Annotated in this window: 13 protein-coding genes; 2 read left to right on the plus strand and 11 right to left on the minus strand. The window is 69.8% G+C overall.

Features of this window, described 5'->3' with window-relative positions:
- Nucleotides 1-10 precede the first annotated feature (10 nt).
- The 6 genes from ASD78_RS18110 to pilG all read right to left on the minus strand — a co-directional run bounded on the left by ASD78_RS18110 (nucleotide 11) and on the right by pilG (nucleotide 11,554).
- Nucleotides 11-1,567: a chemotaxis protein CheB gene (locus ASD78_RS18110; protein ID WP_156087868.1), complete on the minus strand. Its 1,557-nt coding sequence runs from the start codon at nucleotides 1,565-1,567 to the stop codon at nucleotides 11-13.
- The gene (locus ASD78_RS18115) at nucleotides 1,560-7,943 is read right to left on the minus strand and encodes an Hpt domain-containing protein (protein ID WP_056104044.1); all 6,384 of its coding nucleotides are present in this window, start codon (nucleotides 7,941-7,943) and stop codon (nucleotides 1,560-1,562) included. The genes ASD78_RS18110 and ASD78_RS18115 overlap by 8 nt, the downstream gene beginning before the upstream one ends.
- Before the next feature lie 101 nt (nucleotides 7,944-8,044).
- On the minus strand, nucleotides 8,045-10,069 hold the full coding sequence (locus ASD78_RS18120; RefSeq protein ID WP_055900534.1) for a methyl-accepting chemotaxis protein: 2,025 nt from the start codon (nucleotides 10,067-10,069) through the stop codon (nucleotides 8,045-8,047).
- A 131-nt stretch (nucleotides 10,070-10,200) separates the two neighbouring features.
- Nucleotides 10,201-10,752: a chemotaxis protein CheW gene (locus ASD78_RS18125; RefSeq protein ID WP_055900531.1), complete on the minus strand. Its 552-nt coding sequence runs from the start codon at nucleotides 10,750-10,752 to the stop codon at nucleotides 10,201-10,203.
- 18 nt (nucleotides 10,753-10,770) lie between these two features.
- Nucleotides 10,771-11,136, minus strand: a complete 366-nt coding sequence (locus tag ASD78_RS18130) for a response regulator (RefSeq protein ID WP_055900528.1) — start codon at nucleotides 11,134-11,136, stop codon at nucleotides 10,771-10,773.
- Nucleotides 11,137-11,155: 19 nt separating this feature from the next.
- Nucleotides 11,156-11,554 (minus strand): twitching motility response regulator PilG, encoded by a 399-nt coding sequence (gene pilG, locus ASD78_RS18135; RefSeq protein WP_055900524.1) that lies wholly within the window; start codon nucleotides 11,552-11,554, stop codon nucleotides 11,156-11,158.
- A 339-nt stretch (nucleotides 11,555-11,893) separates the two neighbouring features.
- On the opposite strand from pilG, the gene gshB reads away from it, so the two are divergent.
- Nucleotides 11,894-12,847: a glutathione synthase gene (gshB, locus tag ASD78_RS18140; protein ID WP_056104045.1), complete on the plus strand. Its 954-nt coding sequence runs from the start codon at nucleotides 11,894-11,896 to the stop codon at nucleotides 12,845-12,847.
- Between the two features lie 65 nt (nucleotides 12,848-12,912).
- Complete coding sequence (locus ASD78_RS18145; RefSeq protein ID WP_235565776.1) at nucleotides 12,913-13,728, plus strand: energy transducer TonB; 816 nt, start codon at nucleotides 12,913-12,915, stop codon at nucleotides 13,726-13,728.
- Between the two features lie 186 nt (nucleotides 13,729-13,914).
- Here the strand turns inward: ASD78_RS18145 and tsaB are convergent, their stop codons facing one another.
- From tsaB to mrcB, 5 genes are read right to left on the minus strand one after another with little or no spacing between them, the layout of a single operon-like run.
- Entirely contained in the window at nucleotides 13,915-14,676 is a 762-nt protein-coding gene (tsaB, locus tag ASD78_RS18150; protein ID WP_056104048.1) for a tRNA (adenosine(37)-N6)-threonylcarbamoyltransferase complex dimerization subunit type 1 TsaB, read from the minus strand.
- Between the two features lie 32 nt (nucleotides 14,677-14,708).
- The gene (locus tag ASD78_RS18155) at nucleotides 14,709-15,137 is read right to left on the minus strand and encodes a VOC family protein (protein ID WP_055900513.1); all 429 of its coding nucleotides are present in this window, start codon (nucleotides 15,135-15,137) and stop codon (nucleotides 14,709-14,711) included.
- The gene (locus tag ASD78_RS18160; RefSeq protein ID WP_056104049.1) at nucleotides 15,130-17,253 is read right to left on the minus strand and encodes an ATP-dependent DNA helicase; all 2,124 of its coding nucleotides are present in this window, start codon (nucleotides 17,251-17,253) and stop codon (nucleotides 15,130-15,132) included. Before ASD78_RS18160 ends, ASD78_RS18155 begins: the two co-directional genes overlap by 8 nt.
- A gap of 19 nt (nucleotides 17,254-17,272) precedes the next feature.
- Complete coding sequence (locus ASD78_RS18165; protein WP_056104052.1) at nucleotides 17,273-17,842, minus strand: hypothetical protein; 570 nt, start codon at nucleotides 17,840-17,842, stop codon at nucleotides 17,273-17,275.
- A 7-nt stretch (nucleotides 17,843-17,849) separates the two neighbouring features.
- Nucleotides 17,850-20,246, minus strand: coding sequence for a penicillin-binding protein 1B (gene mrcB, locus ASD78_RS18170; RefSeq protein ID WP_156087879.1), 2,397 nt, complete (start codon nucleotides 20,244-20,246; stop codon nucleotides 17,850-17,852).
- Nucleotides 20,247-20,344: the final 98 nt, after the last annotated feature.

Below are 20,344 nucleotides of genomic sequence, written 5' to 3' on the forward strand. Positions count from 1 at the left end.
TTCGGTTTCCTCAGGACCAGCGCGCGGCGAGGCGCGCGGCCAGTTCGGCCGGTTGGCCCGCTTCGCCGCCGCGCGCGATCAGCGCGTTGGGCGCAGCCGCGTCGAAGCAGCCGTCGGGCGCCTGGCCGGCGACCAGCGCGCCGGCCCCGGCATGGTTCATCGCCGCGTCGACCAGGTTCGGATCGCTGCCGCTGAGCATCAGCACCGCGCTGTCGGCCGGCGGCAAGGCCGCGAGCACGTCGCCGCCGTCGTCGTTGAACTGGATGCCGGAGTCGGTGACGTTGATGCCGACGCCCGCGGGCAGGATGTAGATCACCCCGCCGATCGCGCGCGAACCCGGCTCGGCCAGCTTCACCAGCACCGAGGTCGCGCGCTGCATCTGCGCGACCAGCTTGTCGTAGCGGCCGCCGTCGAGGCGCTGTTGCACCAGCAGCGGACGCGGGAAGTCTTCGGGCATGGCGCCCAGCAGTTGCCGCACCGCGTCGGGCCCGCCGATACCGGCCAGGACCAGCACGGCGCCGCCGACGGCCTGGCTCGGGCGGTCGTCGACCAGCTCCATCGAGGAGATACGCTCTTCGATAGCGCCGAGATCGTGACGCAGGCGGCCGTCGGCGTTCGCGGCCTGTTCGGTCTGACGCAGGGCCGGCGCTTCGTCGTCGAAGCCCCAGTCCGGCGCGATCACCGGCGCCTTCTCGGCCTCGGCGCGCGGCGCGGGCTCGGTCGCTTCGGCGTCGGCCGACATGGCTTCCGGCGGCAGCGGCGGCGGCACGCGTTCGGAAACGAACTCGAACTTGGTCTCGTACATCATCACCGGCGCCGCGGCGGCCGGCGCCGGCGCGGCGATGCGCTCGGGCTCGGCTTCCGGCTCGGCTTCGAAATCGAAGCTGGACTCGAACGGCGCCAGTTCCACCGCCGCCTCGGTCACGGGCGCGGCGTCGGGATCGGCGTCGATATCGAACGTCGATTCGAACGGCTTCAGTTCGGTCGGGGCGTCGTCGAACGCGCCTTCGAGCTCGATCTGCGGCAGCTCGGGCATTTCCGGCGGCAATTCCGGCGGCAGCTCCGCGACGTGGTCGTTGGCGACGAAAGACAGGCCGCCGCTGGGAATCTCGGCGGCCACCGGGTCGAAGCCGGCGTAGGCCTCTTCGCGCATCGGCGGAACATAGGGACGATCGGCCTCGGGCGCGAACAGCGCCTGCTCCGCTTCCGGCTCGCGGCCCGGCGGCAGCACGTCGTTATGGCGGTGCAGCTTGGCGCTGAGGTGGCGCACCCATCGCGCCGCGTCCCAGCCTTCGCGGGTGGCGGCGAGCTCGGCTTCCTCGAACAGCACCTCGATCGAGGGATCGACCAGCACGCTTTCGAAACGGTCCAGCGCGTCCTCGGTGACCTGGTCGAGTGCGACCACGACCACCTCCGGAGCGACCGCACTGAGCTCGGCCGGCTGCAACCGGGTCGGATCGGCTTCCAGTACCAATTGCGCGCCGGCGTCGTTGAGGGCGCCGCGCAGGCGGTCGCGGGCCGCGCCTTCGCGCGCCAGCAACGCCACTCGTCTGCTCGAATCACTCATGGTGTCGCGCGATTCCCAACAATTCGAACACGTTGCGCATCAGTTCCGGCTCCTGGTAAGGCTTGCCCAGGTAGCGTGCCACGCCGATCTCGAGCGCGCGTTGACGATGCTTGTCGCCGGTACGCGAGGTGATCATCACGATGGGCACGTCGCGCAGGCGCGCGTCCGACTTCATCTGCGTGGCCAGCTCGTAACCGTCCATGCGCGGCATTTCGATGTCGAGCAGCATCAGGTCAGGCACGACGTCGGTCATGCGCTCCAGCGCGTCGAGGCCGTCCTTCGCGGTCACGACCTCGAAGTTGTGGCGCTCCAGCACGCGGCCGGTGACCTTGCGCATGGTGACCGAGTCGTCGACCACCATCACCAGCGGCACGCGGCGGGTCTCGATCGGAACCACCGGCGCCGGCACGTGATCGCGCGGCAGCAGCGCGTGACGACGCACCAGCGGAGCGACGTCGAGGATCACGACCACGCGGCCGTCGCCCATGATGGTGCCGCCGAAGATGCCCGGCACCGAGGCGACCTGCGGACCGACCGGCTTGACCACGATTTCGCGGTTGCCGACGACCTGGTCGACGGTGACCGCGGCGCGCAGATCGCCGGAGCGGATCAGCAGCAGCGGCATCTGCAACTGGCCTTCGGCCCTGGCCGGAGCGTGGCCGAGCAGCAGGCCGAGATCGTGCACGGCGTAGTCTTCGCCGCCGTAACGGTAGTTCGCGCCTTCGGCTTCGAGGCCCTCGCGCGCGATCCGGCCGACGCCGCGCACCGAGGCGATCGGCACCGCGAACGTGGTGTCGCCGATGCGCACGAACACCGCCTGGGTGACCGCGAGCGTCTGCGGCAGGCGCAGGGTGAAGGTGACGCCGTGGCCCGGACGCGACTGGATATCGAGCGTGCCGCCGAGCTGACGTACTTCGCTGGCGACCACGTCCATACCGACGCCGCGGCCGGCCAATCGGCTGACCTCGTCGGCGGTGGAGAAGCCCGGTTCCAGAATCAGCGCGTCGAGATCGCTGTCGGCCAGCACCGCTTCGCTGCGAACCAGGCCGCGTTCTTCGCCGCGGCGACGGATCGCGGCGCGGTTCAGGCCGGCGCCGTCGTCTGCCACTTCCAGCACGACTTCGGAACCTTCGCGGCGTACCGCGATACGGACCGTGCCCTCTTCCGGCTTGCCGGCCTTCTTGCGTTGCGCGGGCGTTTCCAGACCGTGCGCGACGGCGTTGCGGAGCATGTGCTCCAGCGGCGCGGTCATGCGCTCGAGCACGTTGCGATCGAGTTCGCCCTGAGTGCCGTCGAGCTTGAGCTGGACCTGCTTGCCCAGTTCGCCCGAGGCCTGGCGCACGACGCGGCGCAAGCGCGGCAGCAACGCATCGAACGGCACCATGCGCGTGCGCATGAGGCCTTCCTGCAGGTCCGAGCTGACTCGCGACTGTTGCAGCAGCAGGGTTTCGTACTGGCGCGTGAGGTCGTCGAGCGTGGTCTGCAGGCTGCCCTGGTCGGCCGCGGACTCCGACAGCGCTCGCGAGAGCTGCTGCAGGTTGGAGAAGCGGTCGAGTTCGAGCGGATCGAAGGACTGGTCGCTGACGTCGCCCTCGCGCTGGTAGCGCGCGATGATCTGGGCTTCGGTTTCGATTTCCAGACGACGCAGCTGGTCGCGCATACGCGTGTTGGTCTGCGCCATTTCCGCGATCGCGCCGCGGAACGCACCCAGCTGCTGCTCCAGGCGGGCGCGGTAGATCGCGACTTCGCCGGCGTAGTTGACCAGGCGGTCGAGCAGGTCGGCGCGGATACGCACCTGTTCCTGCGGCGCGCGCACGCCGATATCCTCGTCGTCGCCAGCGTCCATTTCGACCAATGGCGCCGACAGCGGCTTGAGTTCGACCTTGGGCGCGGTCGCCGGGACGATGGTGCCGTCGTCGGTGACGGTCGGGGCGGTGTAGATCTCGCCGCGAGCGCGGGCATCGAATTCGGAGATCAGCGCCTCGGGCATGGCGATCGCACGGCGTGCGCCGACCCGGGTGATCATCGCGTGCAGACGGTCGAAACCGCGCTCGAGCAAGGGCACGCCGTCGCGGCCGAGCTCGCTGCGCTGGTCGACCACCGCTTCGAGCAGCGACTCCATGGCGTGACCGAGTTCGCCCACGGCCATGATGCCGGCCATGCGCGCACTGCCCTTGAGCGTGTGCAGATTGCGCTGCAGGCCCACGAGCGGTTCGCGCTCGTTCGGCATCTCGCGCAGGCGGACCACGTGACCGTCGGACTCGTCGAGCAGGTCGCCGGCTTCTTCGACGAAGATGTCGACCAGTTCCGGATCGAGCTCGCTGAGGTCCAGCGCTTCGTCCGGATCGGGGTTGGCGTCGAGAATGCGTGCCAGGGTTTCCGGCAGCGGCTCGGCCTCGGCCGTTTCGACGGTTTCGGCGACTGCCGGCTCGGCAGCCTCGTCGTTCGCGGCGGGCTGAGGCGCCAGGGCATCGGCACCCGGCGCGACGGCAGCGGCGATCGCGGCTTCGGCGGCCGCCTGCTGTTCGCGGGCGGCGCGTTCGGCTTCGGCGTATTCGGCTTCCAGGCGCGCGTACTCGCGCTCCTCTTCGGCGATGCGCTCGGCTTCCGCCTGTTCCGCAGCGAGGCGCTCGGCTTCGAGACGTTCGGCTTCGGCCTGTTCGGCAGCGATGCGTTCGGCTTCGAGACGTTCGCCTTCGGCCTGTTCGGCAGCGATGCGTTCGGCTTCGAGACGTTCGGCTTCGGCCTGCTCGGCGGCGAGGCGTTCGGCTTCGAGACGTTCGGCTTCGGCCTGCTCAGCGGCAAGACGCTCGGCTTCGGCGCGTTCGGCTTCTGCCTGCTCAGCGGCAAGACGCTCGGCTTCGGCGCGCTCGGCTTCTGCCTGCTCGGCGGCAAGACGCTCGGCTTCGGCGCGTTCGGCTTCGGCCTGCTCGGCGGCAAGGCGCTCGGCTTCGGCGCGTTCGGCTTCGGCCTGTTCCGCGGCAAGACGCTCGGCTTCGACGCGCTCGGCTTCGGCCTGCTCCGCAGCGATGCGCTCGGCTTCGACGCGCTCGGCTTCGGCCTGCTCCGCAGCGATGCGCTCGGCTTCGATGCGTTCTGCTTCGGCGCGCTCCGCGGCGATGCGTTCGGCTTCGATACGCTCGGCTTCGGCCTGTTCGGCGGCGGCGCGTTCGGCTTCAGCGGCTGCAGCCAGGGCATCGTCGTCCGAGCTGACCGACGCGATGGCGCCGGCGATCACGCCGACGAACTCGGCGCCCACGGACGCTTCCTGCTCCGGCGCATCCAGATCGACCGCGCTTTGGCCGCGTACCAGGCCGGCTGGAGCGACGTCGTCGTCGAGCTGGCCGTACTCGCTCAGGTCGAGCGCGGTGAGTTCGCTGTCCAGGCTGGCGTCGGCGAACGGCGACTCGACCGATTCCACCGTTTCCAGATGCGGCTCTTCGAACTGCTGGTTCGAGCGCGCATCGGGCAGGCTGTCGCGCAGCGCGAGCATGCGCTCGGCCAAACCGGGGAACACCGGCACGCTCTGCGGTTCGGACTTGAGGCTGGCCAGGGTGCGTTCGATCGCGACCGCGACCGCGCCGATGGCGGCGACGCCTTCGTCGCTGGCCGGGCTGCCCGCAGCCAGCAGACGCTTGACGTAAACCTCGGTCGGGGCGATCACGTCGGTGATGACCGGTACTTCGGTCATCGCGAACGCGCCGTTGAGAGTATGGATCGCGCGCTGCAGACCATCGTCTGCTGGCGACGGCGCGGCCTGGGCGGCGGCGAGCCAACGCTGGATCGTGACCAGATGGCCGGTGACCTCGGTGTCGAGGATCTCCAGCAGCACCGCATCGACCGAAGCGGGCACGCCGCCCGGCTCGGCAGCGGCGACCGGGGTCGCGGCTTCGACGATCTCCGCTTCCACAGCGGGTGCCGCTTCGGGCTCGATGTCGAGCACGAAGCTTTCGGGTTCGACCGCAACCGGAACTTCGACGACGGCTTCCGGCGCGGGCTCGGCCGGAATTTCCACGGCAGGCACGACCGGCGCGACCAGGTGCATCGGCCGGTAGAAGGCTTCCTCGCCGGTGGCGAGCAGATCGGCGTGGGCCTCGATGCCGGCCAGATCGGCGGTGATCGGGCCTTCGTTGCGCAGTGCCGAATACAGCTGCGGCAAGGCGCGGTGAGCGTGACCCACCAGGTCGATCAGCTCGGGGCTGACCGTACGGCCGTGGTCGCGCACGCGGTTGAGCAGGCTTTCGATCTTCCAGCTGAACTCGCCCAGGGTCTTGGCGCCGACCAGGCGGCCGCTGCCCTTGAGGGTGTGGAAGACGCGGCGGATCGGATACAGGCGCTCCAGGTCCTCGGGCGCTTCGCGCCAGGCCGGGAGCAACTCGTCGAGGTTGCCGATCTCTTCCTGGAACTCTTCCAGGAAGATGTCGCGGATTTCATCGTCGATGTCGTCGCTGTGCGCGAAACCGCCGGTGGCCGCGGACTGGCGCGGAAGTTCGGCGACCGCGGGCACGGGCTCCGCTTGCGGCGCGGGCGCGACCGGCGCGGCGGCCTGGATCTCCGGTGCGACGTATTCCAGGTGCGAGCGACCGGCGACCATGGCGTCGATCTCGGACGCTTCCGGCAGTTCGATACGGCCCGCGGCGGGCGTGGCTTCGACCGTGGCGACGGAGGGATCGGGCTCGCGCACGATCTCCGGCAGCGGCCAGTAACGCAGCGCTTCCAGGCTCTGGCGCGCGATGTCGAGTATGTCGTCGCGGTTCGGTCGCTGCTCGCGCAGCGCTTCGAGGTAGTACTCCAGGCTCGCGAGCGCGTCGGCGAGCGTGTCGAGCTGCTGGCCGTTGGGCACACGGTGGCGGCCGATCAGCTCGACCTCGGTGTAGCGCTTGACGCCGGTCAGGTAATCGGCCGGCAGCGGCAGTTCCAGCATGCGCAACGCGCCGGCGACTTCGTCCAGCACGCGCGGCACTTCGACCAGCTCGGCGTGATCCCAGTTGGTTTCGACGAAGGCGACGAAGGATTGGCGCGCGTCGCCGAAGTTGGCGATGGCTTCGCGCACGACCACGTCCAGCACTTTGCGCGATTCGCCGGCCAGCAGGTCTTCGTCGGCCTTGGCCTCGGGCAGGCCCAGGCGCGAAACCTGGTCGTCCAGGGAGGCGTCGACGTAGAGCAGCGCGCCGGCGACATCGAGCAGCGCGCCCTCGTCGGCCGGGCGCTTGCCTTCGGCGATTTCGATCATCGCGTCGCGCTGCTGCAGCACCACGGTGCGGGCGACGCCCAGCCCCATCATGCCCAGCGTGTCGCTGACGCGGGCCAGCGCTTCGACCTGCGGTCGCAGCTGGCCGGCATCGGTCTGGTTGGTGCGCAGGTGCAGGTCGAGCGCGTCCTTGACCCGCAGCAGGTCTTCCTTGATCGCCGCCGACACGGTGTCCAGCAGCGCGCGGTTGCGGCCGCTGAGGCTGCCGCGGGCGTGTTCGAGTTCGGATTCGCTGGGCAGGTGCGAGTCGAGCTCGAAGGTCTGACGCAGGTCGTCCAGGGCCGGATGGCGGCCGTCGCTGTGGGCGACGTGATACAGCAGCTGACGGGTCGGCTCGGCCGCGGGTTCGCCGCGCGGAGCGGCGAAGCCGTCGTCGGCGAGCATCTGCCGGGCTTCGCGTTCGACGCCGCCGAAGGCCTGGCGCAGCGCGCGCGTGGCCGGCAGGGCGCCGTCGCGCAGCGCGCCGGCGACCGAGGAGGCCACCCACAGCATGCGCCGCACCGGTTCCAGCACGACATCGGCGAGCAGGCCGTCGACGGCCTGGGCGAGCTTGCCGGCATCGGCCGGCGCGCCGTCTTCCGGCCACGTCGCGAGGGCGTCGCGCAGGGCCGACAGATGCAGATTGGTGTTGCCGCGCGCGGCCGAGCTCGGCGGCGGCGGCGCGAGGTGCGCAGGCAGCGGACGGTCGAGGTCGGGCGCGAACAGCACGCTTTCGTTGAGGCCGGGCTCGCCGCGCGAGGCGCGCAGTTCGTTGAGCAGCGGCAGCAGCACGATCGGAATGTCGCGGTGACCGCCCTGCAGGCGTTCCAGGTAGTCGGGCAGCAGCACGACGCCGCGCATCAGCGCCGCGCAGGCTTCGTCGCGATCGCCGACCTGGCCCTGCTGCAGCGCCAGCGCCAGGCGCTCCATTTCCTCGGCGACCATGGCCGGAGCGTACAGCTCGACCATGCGCAGGGTGCCGTGCACCTGGTGCAGGTGGCTGGCGCAGAAACGCATGCGGCTGGTGTCGGTGGGATCTTCGGCGTAGGCCTCGATCTCCTGACGCGCCTGGCGCAGGGTTTCGTCCAGCTCCGGCTTGATCCAGCCCAGCGTGGTGGTATCGATCGCTTCTCGCAGTGCGGTCATGCCGCACCCCGCCCGTAAGCGAGGCCTCGGCGCGTTCGCCGGTCCTGGAGAAGCCTTGCGGCTGGGATCTTCATCCTGATTGCGACCTCGTCGTCCTGGGCTTAGGCCGGCAGCTTGAAGTCGGCGACCGAGCGGCGCAGGTCGGCGGCCAACTGCGCCAGGTTACCGATCGACTCGGCGGTCTGGTTGGCGCCCTGAGAGGTCTGCGAGGTGATTTGCTGAATCGTGTTCATGGTTTGAGTGATGTTCGAGGCCGCGCTGGACTGCTGCTGCGCCGCGCTGGAAATGCCTTGAATGAGGTTGGACAAGTCGGACGACACCTTTTCGATCTCGCCCAGCGCGGTACCCGCGTCCTCGGCCAGTCGGGCGCCGGCGACCACTTCCGAGGTCGTCTGCTCCATGGAGCTCACAGCTTCGTTGGTGTCGGACTGAATTGTCTGGACCAGCGTCTCGATTCGCTTCGTCGCGTTGGACGCGCGTTCTGCGAGTCGCTGCACTTCGTCGGCCACGACCGCGAACCCGCGGCCCGCTTCACCGGCCGAGGCGGCCTGAATTGCGGCGTTCAGCGCCAGGATGTTGGTCTGTTCCGAGATGTCGTTGATCAGTTCGACGATCGAGCCGATTTCCTGCGAGCTTTCGCCCAGGCGCTTGATTCGCTTCGAGGTTTCCTGGATCTGGTCGCGGATCGAGTCCATGCCCTGAATCGTCTGCCGCACCACGCCCGCGCCCTTGGTCGCGATCTGCACCGAGCGCTGCGCCACGTCCGCCGATTCGGCCGAGTTCTTCGAGACCTGGTCGATCGAGGCCGCGATTTCGCTGATGCGGTCGGAGGCCGAGTTGATTTCCTGCGCCTGGTGTTCCGCGGCTTCGGCCAGATGCATGGCGGTGGCCTGTGTTTCCTGGGCCGAGGACGCCACCTGCACCGAGGTGTCGGTAATCGTCTGCACCAGGCTGCGCAGCTGTTCGACGGCGAAGTTGATCGAGTCCGCGATCGCGCCGGTCATGTCTTCGGTGACCGTGGCTTTAACCGTGAGATCGCCTTCTGCCAGCGAACCCATTTCGTCCAGCAGGCGCATGATCGCCTCTTGGTTACGGTCGTTGAGTTCCTTGGTGGTCTGGTAGCGCTTCTGCTGGGCGCGGTTCAAGGAGAACAGCAAGCCGGCGATCGCGATCAGCGCGACGATACCGGAGATGATCGAGACCAGGATGTGGCCGAGCGGATTGGTGCTGCGCACCGAGCCGAACGAGGTGAAGGCGCTGAACAGGTTTTCGCTGTCGCTCAGCAGCTTTTCCGAACCGCTGGTGATCGACTCGGCCGCGGTCTGCGCGGCGAACAGCTTGGGCGAGCTGGCCGAGATCGCGTCGAGGTCCTTCTTCATCTCCGTCCACAGCGCTTCGGCCTGGCCGAGCGCGGCCAGGGCGCCGCCGTTGCTCAGCGGCAAGACGCCGCTGGAGGTGTCGCCGCCCTTGCGCAGGCCGTTGAGGACGTTGCCGAACACCGCCGCGTCGCGGCCCAGCGCTTCACCGGCGAGCGAGGCGCCGCTGCCGCCGGCGCGGATTTCGGTGATGCGGCGGGCCATGTTGCCAGCCAGCAGGACCTGGCGCAGGGCGATGTAGACCTGCGAGGACGGCGAGCCGGAGGCCGACATCGCGCGGACCAGTTCGTCCAGGCGTGCCTGCAGCTGCGGCACGCGGCCGGAGAAGCTGTCGAAGTTACCGGCCAGGTCGAGGACCTGCTTTTCCGAGGTCAACACCTGGTCTGCGTTCTTGCCGAGCAGGCCCCAGGTGTTGCTGACGGTCTCGATCGGTCCGGACACCTCGAAGGTGCCGCCGTAGTTGCTGTTGAGCTCTTGGATGTCGGTGTCGATCTGGGTCTTGGTCGCCTTGAACGCCGCGAAGGCTTCCCTGGCGCCGCCGACCGCTTCTCGCCCCTGCACCGCGAGCTTCTGCGAGTTCACCTGCAGCTTGGAGGCCGCGGTGCTCGCGCCGCCCAGGCGCGCCGCCTTCCAGGTCGCATAGCCTGTGTTCAAACCGAACACCGTCACCGAGATGCCCAGGATGATCAGCCAGGTGTTGACGCCCAGGTTGCGGCCCTTGCCGGCCACGTTGTCCATCACAGTGCTCATGTTCGACCTCAGAAAGTGTTGCTTATGCGGATTTGATGGTTGGGCGGGGGATGGTTTTGCGGTGCTTCAGTGGTGCAAGGGCGTTGCGGCGTTGCGTAGCGACAGCTAATAGCGGACCGGACCGAGGCCCGTCAGGCGGCGGCCTGACGGAATTCGGGCGTGCGGGCCAGCCGTTCCAGGCTGAAGATCCCCCACGGGTGATCGGCCAGGCGGTAGGCCCGGTCGATGAAATTGGCGTAGCGGCCCTCGGACATGCGCTCCAGCGCGATCTCGTCGTCGGCGACCAGCTGCTGGTCGTTGAAGCTGCGCTGGCCGTAAAGCTCGTCGATCAGCACCGCGACGTCGCCGCCGGGCTGGCGCACCAGCAGCACGCGCTGGCTTTCGTGCAGCACGGTGCGGGTGCCTTCGAGAAACTGCTTGAGATCGACCACCGGCAACAGGTTGCCGCGCACGTTGGCCAGACCGAGCATCCACGGCTGCGAGCCGGGCACCGCGGTGACCTGGGGCAGCGGCAGGATTTCCACCACCTCGTCGAAACCCGAGGCCAGGCGGCGATCGCCGATGCGGTAACCGACGCCGCGCCAGAGGCCCGGGGCATCGAGCTGCTCGGGCAAGCCGACCACATGCGCCAAGCTGCGGCGCTCGTAATCGGCCAGCACATCGAACGGCGACTGCGTGTTCATAGACCGTACCTGATGGCGTCAGCCGCCGAGCAACGCGCTGATGCGCGCGATGAGCTCGTCTTCGCGCGGCGGCTTGACGATGTAGTCCTTGGCGCCCTGGCGCATGCCCCAGGCCTTGTCTGTGTCCATGCCCTTGGTGCTCACGATGAGTACCGGGATGGCGCTGGTCGCAGCGTCGCGCGACAACGCGCGGGTCGCCTGGAACCCGTTCATGCCCGGCAGTACCACGTCCATCAGCACCAGATCCGGCAACTCGCGCTTGCACGCTTCGATGCCGTCCTCGGCGCTGCCGGACGTGAACACCTGGTGTCCGTTACGTTCCAGCAGCTGGGTCAGGACCGCCGTATCGGTCGGCGAGTCCTCGATCAGAAGAATGCGTGCCATTGAATGCCTTACCCCCCGGTCAGGCGTGTACGTGCTTGCGGATCGCGTCGAGGAGTTCCTCGCGCGTGAACGGCTTGGTGAGGTACTGCTCCGAACCGACGATGCGTCCTCTCGCCTTGTCGAACAGACCGTCCTTCGAGGACAGCATGATCACCGGCGTGCTCTTGAACAACTGGTTGTTCTTGATGAGCGCGCAGGTCTGATAGCCGTCCAATCGCGGCATCATGATATCCACGAAGATGATTTGTGGATGCTGGTCGGCGATCTTCGCCAGTGCTTCGAATCCGTCCGTGGCCGTGACCACCTCACAACCTTCGCGTTTTAACAGCGTCTCGGCGGTTCGACGGATGGTCTTGGAATCATCGATCACCATGACCTTCAGACCGTCGAGGCTGCCGTTACGAGCCTCATCGAGCATTCTTTGTATCCCCCGGAGCGAAACGCCGCGCAATCCCCGGCGCGTCGCGAAGATGCCTTTATTCCAAGCCGCACGCATGCTGTCAAGCACACTTTTTCCAGCAGCAAGCTGAACGCGTGAACCACAGCGCCCACCGACCCTGTTGCGGGTTGCAGTTGGCATCGCGGTCCGTTCGCGTTCGGGCATGCGCACGAATTGGGTCGGTCCCGTCGGAATCCGGCAAAGGCGACCCGACGGGTCAGAAATGGGCCCGGCAGGGACCATAGCTGACGCTACATGATGGCAGATATCGATGACCCGCCTGCTACCATCGCGCACATTTCCAGGTACGAACCGCCAATGCCGCTCGACATCGTCGTCGTCATGGACCCGATCGGGTCGATCAAGATCGCCAAGGACTCCACCTTCGCGATGCTGCTGGAAGCGCAGCGCCGCGGCCATCGGCTGCACTATGTGCGGCCCGGTGCGCTGAATTTGCGCGACGGCCGGGCCCAGGCCACGGTCGCCGCGCTGAGCGTGCGCGAGGACGCCAAGGGCTGGTACGAACTGGGCCCCTGGTCACAACTCGTGCTGGGGGCCGGCCACGTGATCCTGATGCGCAAGGACCCGCCGGTCGACGCCAACTACCTGCACGACACCCAGATCCTGAGCATGGCCCAGAACGCCGGCGCCCTGGTCGTGAACGACCCCCAGGGCCTGCGCGACTACAACGAGAAGCTGGCGGCGCTGCTGTTCCCGCAGTGCTGCCCGCCGACCGTGGTCAGCCGCGACCCAGCCGAACTCAAGGCCTTCGTGCAGGAGCACGGCGAGGCGGTGCTCAAGCCGCTGGACGGCATGGGCGGGCGCTCGATCTTCCGCGCCCGCGCCGGCGAGGCCAACCTCAACGTGATCCTGGAGACGCTGACCGGCGACCACGGCCTGGCCCTGGCCCAGCGCTACCTGCCGGAGATCGCCCAGGGCGACAAGCGCATCCTGCTGGTCGACGGCGTGGCGGTGGACTACTGCCTGGCGCGGATCCCCCAGGGCGACGAATTCCGCGGCAACCTGGCCGCCGGCGGCCGCGGCGAAGGCCGCCCGCTGAGCGAGCGCGACCGCTGGATCGCCGCCCAGATCGGCCCGGAGATGAAGCGCCGCGGCATGCTGTTCGTGGGCCTGGACGTGATCGGCGACTACCTGACCGAGGTCAACGTCACCAGCCCGACCTGCATCCGCGAGCTCGACGCCCAGTTCGGCCTGAACATCGCCGCCGGCCTGTTCGACGCCATCGAAGCCCGGGCGGCGAGCGCCGCATGAGCGCGGCCGCGGCTCCCGCACCCGGCGCCGCCGGCCTGAACGGCGAAGGCCGTTTCAGCGCGACCATGGTGCTGTCGCTGCTGGTGCACGGGGTGTTCCTGCTCGGCGTCGGCTACGCCCTGGAGAGCGCCGCGCCGGTGATGCCGACCCTGGACGTGATCCTGACCCAGACCCAGACCGCGCTGACGCCCAAGCAGGCCGATTTCATGGCCCAGGCCAGCAACCAGGGCGGCGGCGAGCACGACAAGAGCAGCCGTCCGCGCGAAAACCAGTCCGGCCCGGCCCCGCAGCCGGAGCCCGGGGTCGCCGCGCGCGCCCTGCAGGCGCAGTCGCCCGCCCCCGCCCCGCCGCCGCAGGCACGGGTGATCAGTTCCAGCCGCGGCGAGACCGTGACCGCGCGCGCCCTGGCCACCACTCCGCCCGCCGAACGACCGCTGCCGGTAGGGCCGGAGAAGATCGAGCGCGACATCCGCATGGCGCGCCTGGCGGCCGAGATCCACCTGCGCTCGGAGCGCTACGCCAAGCGCCCCAAGCGCAAGTTCGTTTCCGCCAGCACCCAGGAATACGCCTGGGCCGGCTACCTGCGCAGCTGGGTCGACCGGGTCGAGCGGGTCGGCAACCTCAACTACCCCGACGAGGCGCGCCGGCGCCGGCTGCAGGGCCAGGTCGTGATCAGCGTGGCGGTGCGCCGCGACGGCAGCGTCGAGCGCGCCGACATCGTCCAATCCAGCGGCATTCCGCTGCTCGACGCCTCGGCCCTGCGCATCGCCCGCCTGGCCGAGCCTTACCCGCCGCTGCCGCGCACCGACGAGAACCCCGACATCCTGCACGTGACGCGGACCTGGCAGTTCCTGCCGGACGGGGCGCTGGTCGACGAGTAAGCCGGCCCGAAAACGGCCCGCCGCGGCGGCCGGAAGCGCCCGACCCGATCCGGCGCCATGGACAGCCGGCCGAACGTCAGGCCCTGGAAGGGTTCGCCGGGGAACAGGTCCAGCTCCAGCCACGCCTGCGGCGGCCGGATCCCGTTCGCGGTATCGGATGCAAGCGCCGTCGCGCCGCCGATTCGATCAACGACCGGCGCGCAGCGCCTGCTGTTCGGCGATGGTCAGGGCGACGTTGTTGCGCAGGTAAGCTGGCTCGACGCGTTCCGGCGCCAGGGCTTCGCCGCGTGCGTAGGCCGCGACCGCGAGCTTGGCCAGATCGGCGGCATGCGGAAGAGCGCTCGCGTCGATGGCGGCGAAACGGGCGCCGCAACGCCGCGCCAGGGCGCCGTCTGCGGCGCCGAAGCCGGTGCCCACGCCGAGCCAGCCGTCGCGTTGGTCGGGCAAGGCCACGGCGTCGGGCGCGCGCACGGCCTCGTGGTCGAGCGCGAACGCGTCGCCGTCGCGCAGTTCGAACGCGCCGCTGTAGACCTCGCCCATGCGAGCGTCGATGCAGGCGAGCACGCGGGAAGCCGCCCTGTCGTCGGCAGCGGCATCGCGGCTCGCGCCGCTCCCACCGGAAGCGGCGGACGCCAGGGCATGGGCGCGCATCGCCAAGGTCGCCAGCGTCGACACCGCCACGATCGGCCGGTCCAGCGCCAGCGCGATGCCCTGCCCCAGCGCGATCGCCAGGCGCACGCCGGTGAACGCACCCGGGCCGCGGCCCAGGGCGATCGCGTCCAGCTGCGACTTGCGGATGCCGGCCTCGGCGAGCAACTGCTCGGCCCAAGGCAAGGAAAGCTCGGCGTGGCGGCGCGGCGCGAGTTCGTGGCGCTCGCGCACTTCGCCGTCGATCCACAGCGCGACCGAACAAGCTTCGGTCGCGGTTTCGAAGGCGAGCAGTTTCATGCGGCGAAGGATTTTGCGTGGTTCATGCGGGATCAGGCGGGCGGCGCGGTCGACGCATCGTCGGGCGCCGGTTGCCACAGTTCGATCAGGGCGCCTTCCGGGTCGACCACGTAGCCGAACTTGCCCTGCTCGCTTTCCTCGTAACGGTCCAGCACCTGGCAGCCTTCGGCGCGCAGCGCGGCCAGGGTGCCGGCGAGGTCGTCGACGCGGTAGTTGAGCATGTAGGGCTTGTCGCTGGGCTTGAAGTACTCGGTATCGGCCTTGAACGGCGACCACACCGTGCAGGCGCTTTCGCCGGTGTCGGCACGGTTCCAGAACATCAGCGCGCCGCCCCAGTCCTGGGCGTCGATGCCGAGGTGGCGCGCGTACCACTGCGACAGCGCGGCCGGGTCCCGGGCCTTGAAGAACACGCCGCCCAGTCCGTGCACGCGCGGTTTGCGGCCTTGATCGGTGTCAGTCACGGTCCTGCTCCTCGCTGCGGTCCGAACCGGATTCTAGCGATTCGGACCGCGCGGCATCGGCGCCCGGGGCGAAGAACCCCGCCACGTCGGCGATCTCGCGGGTCCGCGGCAGCGGCGGCAGCGAATCCAGGAACACCCGGCCGTAGCTTTTGGACAGCAGGCGCGGGTCGCACAGCACCAGCACGCCGCGGTCGGTCTCGGTGCGGATCAAACGGCCGGCCCCCTGCTTGAGCGCGATCACCGCCTGCGGCAGCTGTTCGTCGCGGAACGGATTGCCGCCGCCGCGGCGGATCGCGTCCAGGCGCGCCTCGAACACCGGATCGTCGGGCGCGGCGAACGGCAGCTTGTCGATCACCACCACGCTCAGCGCCTCGCCGGCCACGTCCACGCCCTCGCGGAAACTCGCCGCGCCCAGCAGCACGCCGTTGCCGGAGGCGCGGAAGCGCTCCAGCAGCACCGGTCGCGGCGCTTCGCCCTGCACGAACAGCGGCCAGGGCCCGCCGCGCAGCAGTTCGGCGGCCTCGCGCAGGGCGCGGTGCGAGGCGAACAGGACGAAGGCGCGGCCGCCAGAGGCCTCCAGCACCGGCCGCAGCTTGTCGACCAGACTCTCGTTGTAGTGACGCACCATCGGATCGGGCAGGCCGCGGGGCAGGTAGCACAGCGCCTGGCGCGGCCAGTCGAACGGGCTCGGCGCGAGCAGGGTCTTGGGTTCGACCAGGCCGAGCTTGTGCGCGTAATGCTGGAACTGGCCGCCGACCGCGAGCGTGGCCGAGGTGAACACCCAGGCCGCGCGCGAACGTTCGCGGTGCTCGGCCAGGGGTCCGGCGACGTCCAGCGGCGTGCGGCTGAGGCGGAAGCCGCGCGCGGTCAGTTCGTACCAGAGCACGCTGGCGTCGGCCTGCGGCGGCGGCGGTTCCTTGCCGGCATCTTCCTCGCCGAAGCCGTCGGCGTCGCCGCTCGGCAGCGGCACGCGCACTTCGAAGGGGTCGCCTTCCTGGTCGACGATGTCGTCGGCGTCGCCGTGGCTGCGCGGTTCGCCGCGCCAGCGGCGCAGGCGCGCTTCGAATTCCTTGGCCCGCGCGTGGCAGCCGTCGAAGCCGGGCGCGGCCTCGCGCAGCGGCGCCAGCGCGGTCTGGATCTGCTGCAGCGCCGCGGCCAGCACGTCGAAGGCGTACTCGACCTCGGGCAGCTCGGCCGCGCGCTTGCGGGTCGCGCGCACCGGCAACTCGTCCATGGCCGCGCGCAGTCCGCGCACCGCCTGTTCGAGATCGCGCGCCGGCCCCTGCATCACCGCCAGCGAACCCGGCGAGTTCTTGCATTCGGCCAGGGCATCGCGCGCCAGCTCGACCAGCGGCCGCGCGCTCAGGGCCTCGCCGAAGAACTGCGCGGCCAGGTCGGGCAACTGGTGCGCCTCGTCGACCACGAAGGCCTGCGCGCCGGGCAGGATTTCGCCGAAGCCTTCCTGCTTCAGGGCCAGGTCGGCCAGCAGCAGGTGGTGGTTGACCACCACCACGTCGGCGGCCTGGGCGCGCTGGCGCGCCTGGACCACGAAGCAGTCGCCGAAGAACGGGCATTCGCTGCCCAGGCAGTTCTCGGCGGTCGAGGTCACCATCGGCAGCAGCGGCGAATCCTCGGGCAGCGCCTCCAGCTCGGCCAGGTCGCCCATGCGGGTGCGCCCGGACCAGGACACGATGCGTTGGAACTGCGCCGCCAGTTCGCGGCTGCCGAAGCGCGGCTCGCCTTGGGCCTGCTTCAGGCGGTAGTGGCACAGATAGTTCGCGCGCCCCTTCAGCAGGGCGGTCTTGAGGCCGATCCCGAGCGCATCGCGGACCCGCGGCAGATCGCGGTGGTAGAGCTGGTCCTGGAGCGCGCGGGTGCCGGTGGAAACGATGGTCTTCAGGCCCGACAGCAGCGCCGGCACCAGATAGGCATAGGTCTTGCCGGTGCCGGTGCCGGCCTCGGCCAGCAGGGTGCCGCGCGCCTCGAAGGCGTCGGCGATCGCGACCGAGAGGTCCTGCTGCGCCGGCCGCGGCGCGAACGCGGACAGGCTGCGCGCGAGATCGCCGCCCTCGCTCAATGCGGCGCGGCTGGCTACGCCGAGGCGGCCAGGCTCCATTACAGCGACCTCATCGACGTCAGTACCGCGGCGGCGCGGTAACGGTGCAGGCGTCGACCTGGGCGCGCGCGGCGGCCACGTCCTTGCCGGTCTGGGCGATGTTCGCGCTGGCGGCGGCCATGTCTTCCTTGTAGACCGGCGTGGTCTTCAGCACGTCCAGGCGGTGCTGGCGCACGGCCGCGATCGTCGACCAGTGCCGGCGGCACAGCGGGCCGACCTTGGAACCGCCGTCGAAGGCCTGCTTGGCGTAGCGCTCGGCGTCGTCGAGCTTGCGCAGCAGCAGCGCCGCCTCGGCGCGCTCCTGCAGCAGCGCCGGATCGCCGGCGTTGATCGCCAGGGCCTGGTCGAGCGCGGCGGCGGACTCGGCGTACTTGCGCTGTTTTTCCAGCGCCGTCGCGCTCTGGCGCAGGTCCTCGACGCGGTTGTCGCGCAGCGGCTGCACGTCGAGCTCGCGCACGCCGGCCGCAGAACGGCGGATCGCCACGACCGCGGTCTCGGCGTCGTAGGCCGGCTCCGGCGCGGGCGGCGCGGTGACGCAGGCCGCGCACAGGGCGCTCAGCGCCAGCGGCGCGGCGAAACGGAACCTCATACGCACTTCACTGCTCCTGCTGCGGCGGCGGGGTTTCGGCCGGAGCCTGCTGCTCGTCGTCGTCACGTTTGCCGATACCGAACCAGTCGCGCCAGCCGCCGCTTTCCTGCTCCGGCTCGGCCTGCGGCATCGGGCACGGCGCGTAGTCGGGGGCGAAACCGGCGACGAAGGCGAAGCGGCGCGCGCTGGCGCAGCCCGGGTCGGTGGTGTTCTGGTTGACGATGAACTGCCAGTCGATGCCCTTGTCGCCGACCTGCAGCGGCGCGCTGGGCAGGCGCGAGAAGATCGCCGACCACACCCGCATCGCACCGGTGGCGCCGTACAGGCCGGTGGTCTGGTTCTGGTCGTTGCCGACCCAGATCACCGCGAGGTGGTCGCCGGTCCAGCCTGCGAACCAGCTGTCGCGGCCGTCGTTGCTGGTGCCGGTCTTGCCGGCCGGCGACAGGCGGCCGAGGCCGTCGTTGACCAGCTGGCGGCCGGTGCCGCTGGACACCGCCTGCTGCAGGGCGATGGTGATCAGGCGCGCCGCGATCGCGTCGCCTTCCTGGGCCGGCGCCGGTTCCTTGTCGTAACGGTTGACCGCCTTGCCGTTGGCGTCGAGCACGCCGCGCACCGCGTGCAGCGGCTGGATCTCGCCGCCGGAGGCGAGGAACTGGTACAGCTGCGCCATCGCGTACGGGCTCTGGTCGACCGCGCCCAGGATCAGCGAGGGATTCGGGTCGGTCTCGATGCCGGCCAGGGTCTTGATCAGACCGGCCACGCGCTCGGGCGCGACCTGCATGCCGACCCGCACCGTGGCCTGGTTGTAGGACTGCGCCAGGGCATCGACGAGGCGCACCGTGCCGTGGCTGCGCCCGTCGGAGTTGCCGGGACTCCAGCGCCTGCCCTTGCCCAGGGTCACGGTGACCGGCGAATCGTCGACGTAGCTGGCCAGCGAGTACTTGCCCGGCTGCGCCAGCGCGAGCAGATACACGAAGGGTTTGAGCAGCGAACCCACCGGCCGCTGCGCTTCGACCGCGCGATTGAAACCGTGCTGGGCGGCCTCGCGGCTGCCGACCACGGCCACCACTTCGCCGTTGTGCACGTCGGTGACCACCAGGCCGGCCTGCAGCGGCGGGCGACGCTTGTTGTCCAGGCTCTTGAGGGTGCGCGCGACCGCGCCCTCGGCCTGGGCCTGGGCCGACGGCGCCATGCCGCTCATCACGCTTAGGCCGGCGCCGGCCAGCGCATCGGCCGGATAGTCGCGCGCCAGCTGGCGGCGGACCAGATCGACGTACGCCGGGAACCGGTTGGCGGAGGTGCTGCCCGGCGTCTTGGTGATGCCCAGCGGCGTCTTCAGCGCGCGCTGGTATTCGGCATCGTCGATCAGCTGGGTCTCGTGCATTTCGCCGAGCACGAAGTTGCGCCGTTCCAGCGCGCGTTCGGGATTGCGGCGCGGGTCGTAGTACGACGGCCCCTTGACGATGCCGATCAGCAGCGCGAGCTGCTCGGTGCTGAGGTCGCGCAGGTCGCGGCCGAACCAGAACTCGGCGCCGGCGGCGACGCCGTGGATCGCCTGCGAACCGCGCTGGCCCAGGTAGACCTGGTTGAAATAGGCCTCGAGGATGGTGCGCTTGTCGTAGCGCGCCTCGATCAGCAGCGCGTACAGGATTTCCTTGGCCTTGCGGGTCGGGGTCTGCTCCTGGCCGATGCCGAGCAGGCCGCTGCGCGCGAGCTGCTGGGTCAGGGTGCTGGCGCCCTGGCGGGAGCCGGTCGCGGTCTTGAACGCCGCGCGGATCATGCCGGAGATATCGATGCCGAAATGGCTGTTGAAGTCCCGATCCTCGACCGCCTGCAGGCCGGTGACCAGCAGTTCGGGCACGTCCTCGATCCGCACCAGCCGACGCTCTTCCTGCTTCTGCCCGTACAGGGTGGCGATGCGCGCCGGGTCCAGGCGCGCGACCTTGAGCGATTTCTTGGTGCCGGCTTCGCGCAGGCTGGCGACGCGGCTGCCGGACAGCACCACTTCGATCCGGCGCGCGGCGACCGCGCCGTCGACGTCGTTGTAGCCGCGGCTGGAGATGATCCAGCGACCGCCCTCGCGGGCATAGGTGCCGGTGCGCGCGCCGCTGCCGTCGTCGCGGTAGGCCGAAGCGTCGAGCTCGGTCTTGAGCGTGCCCGCGTCCAGGGTTAAGCCGGGAGTCAGTTCCAGCGGCCGCGCGTAGACACGCGTGGGGATCTGCCAGCGCAACTGGCCGAAGCGTTGTCCGACTTCGTGATTGAGGTAGAGCGTATACGGGATCAGGAAACCCAGCCCCAGGCCGATCGCGGCCAGGATCCAGGTGACCAGGCGCCGTTTCCAGGTCGGGGCGCCGCCGTCGTGCGACCGGGAGTCGTCGGAGGTGTCGTCTTCGTCGTAATCGATTCGGGCCACGGCATGGGACAATGACAGGGCTGCGCCCTCGTAGCCTTCGAGTCTAACGCAGCCGGCCGGCGCCGCCGCGCGGCGGGCCCGGCCCCCGA

It is taken from the genome of Lysobacter sp. Root667, from assembly GCF_001427715.1.
Classification (GTDB): domain Bacteria; phylum Pseudomonadota; class Gammaproteobacteria; order Xanthomonadales; family Xanthomonadaceae; genus Lysobacter.

Excerpts from the sequence above, each read along its gene's own strand:
- ASD78_RS18110 (WP_156087868.1), bottom strand. The coding sequence starts at position 1,567 with ATGAGTGATTCGAGCAGACGAGTGGCGTTGCTGGCGCGCGAAGGCGCG.
- ASD78_RS18115 (WP_056104044.1), bottom strand. The coding sequence starts at position 7,943 with ATGACCGCACTGCGAGAAGCGATCGATACCACCACGCTGGGCTGGATC.
- ASD78_RS18130 (WP_055900528.1), bottom strand. The coding sequence starts at position 11,136 with ATGGCACGCATTCTTCTGATCGAGGACTCGCCGACCGATACGGCGGTC.
- ASD78_RS18125 (WP_055900531.1), bottom strand. The coding sequence starts at position 10,752 with ATGAACACGCAGTCGCCGTTCGATGTGCTGGCCGATTACGAGCGCCGC.
- pilG (WP_055900524.1), bottom strand. The coding sequence starts at position 11,554 with ATGCTCGATGAGGCTCGTAACGGCAGCCTCGACGGTCTGAAGGTCATG.
- ASD78_RS18165 (WP_056104052.1), bottom strand. The coding sequence starts at position 17,842 with ATGAGGTTCCGTTTCGCCGCGCCGCTGGCGCTGAGCGCCCTGTGCGCG.
- ASD78_RS18160 (WP_056104049.1), bottom strand. The coding sequence starts at position 17,253 with ATGGAGCCTGGCCGCCTCGGCGTAGCCAGCCGCGCCGCATTGAGCGAG.
- gshB (WP_056104045.1), top strand. The coding sequence starts at position 11,894 with ATGCCGCTCGACATCGTCGTCGTCATGGACCCGATCGGGTCGATCAAG.
- ASD78_RS18145 (WP_235565776.1), top strand. The coding sequence starts at position 12,913 with ATGGTGCTGTCGCTGCTGGTGCACGGGGTGTTCCTGCTCGGCGTCGGC.
- ASD78_RS18120 (WP_055900534.1), bottom strand. The coding sequence starts at position 10,069 with ATGAGCACTGTGATGGACAACGTGGCCGGCAAGGGCCGCAACCTGGGC.
- tsaB (WP_056104048.1), bottom strand. The coding sequence starts at position 14,676 with ATGAAACTGCTCGCCTTCGAAACCGCGACCGAAGCTTGTTCGGTCGCG.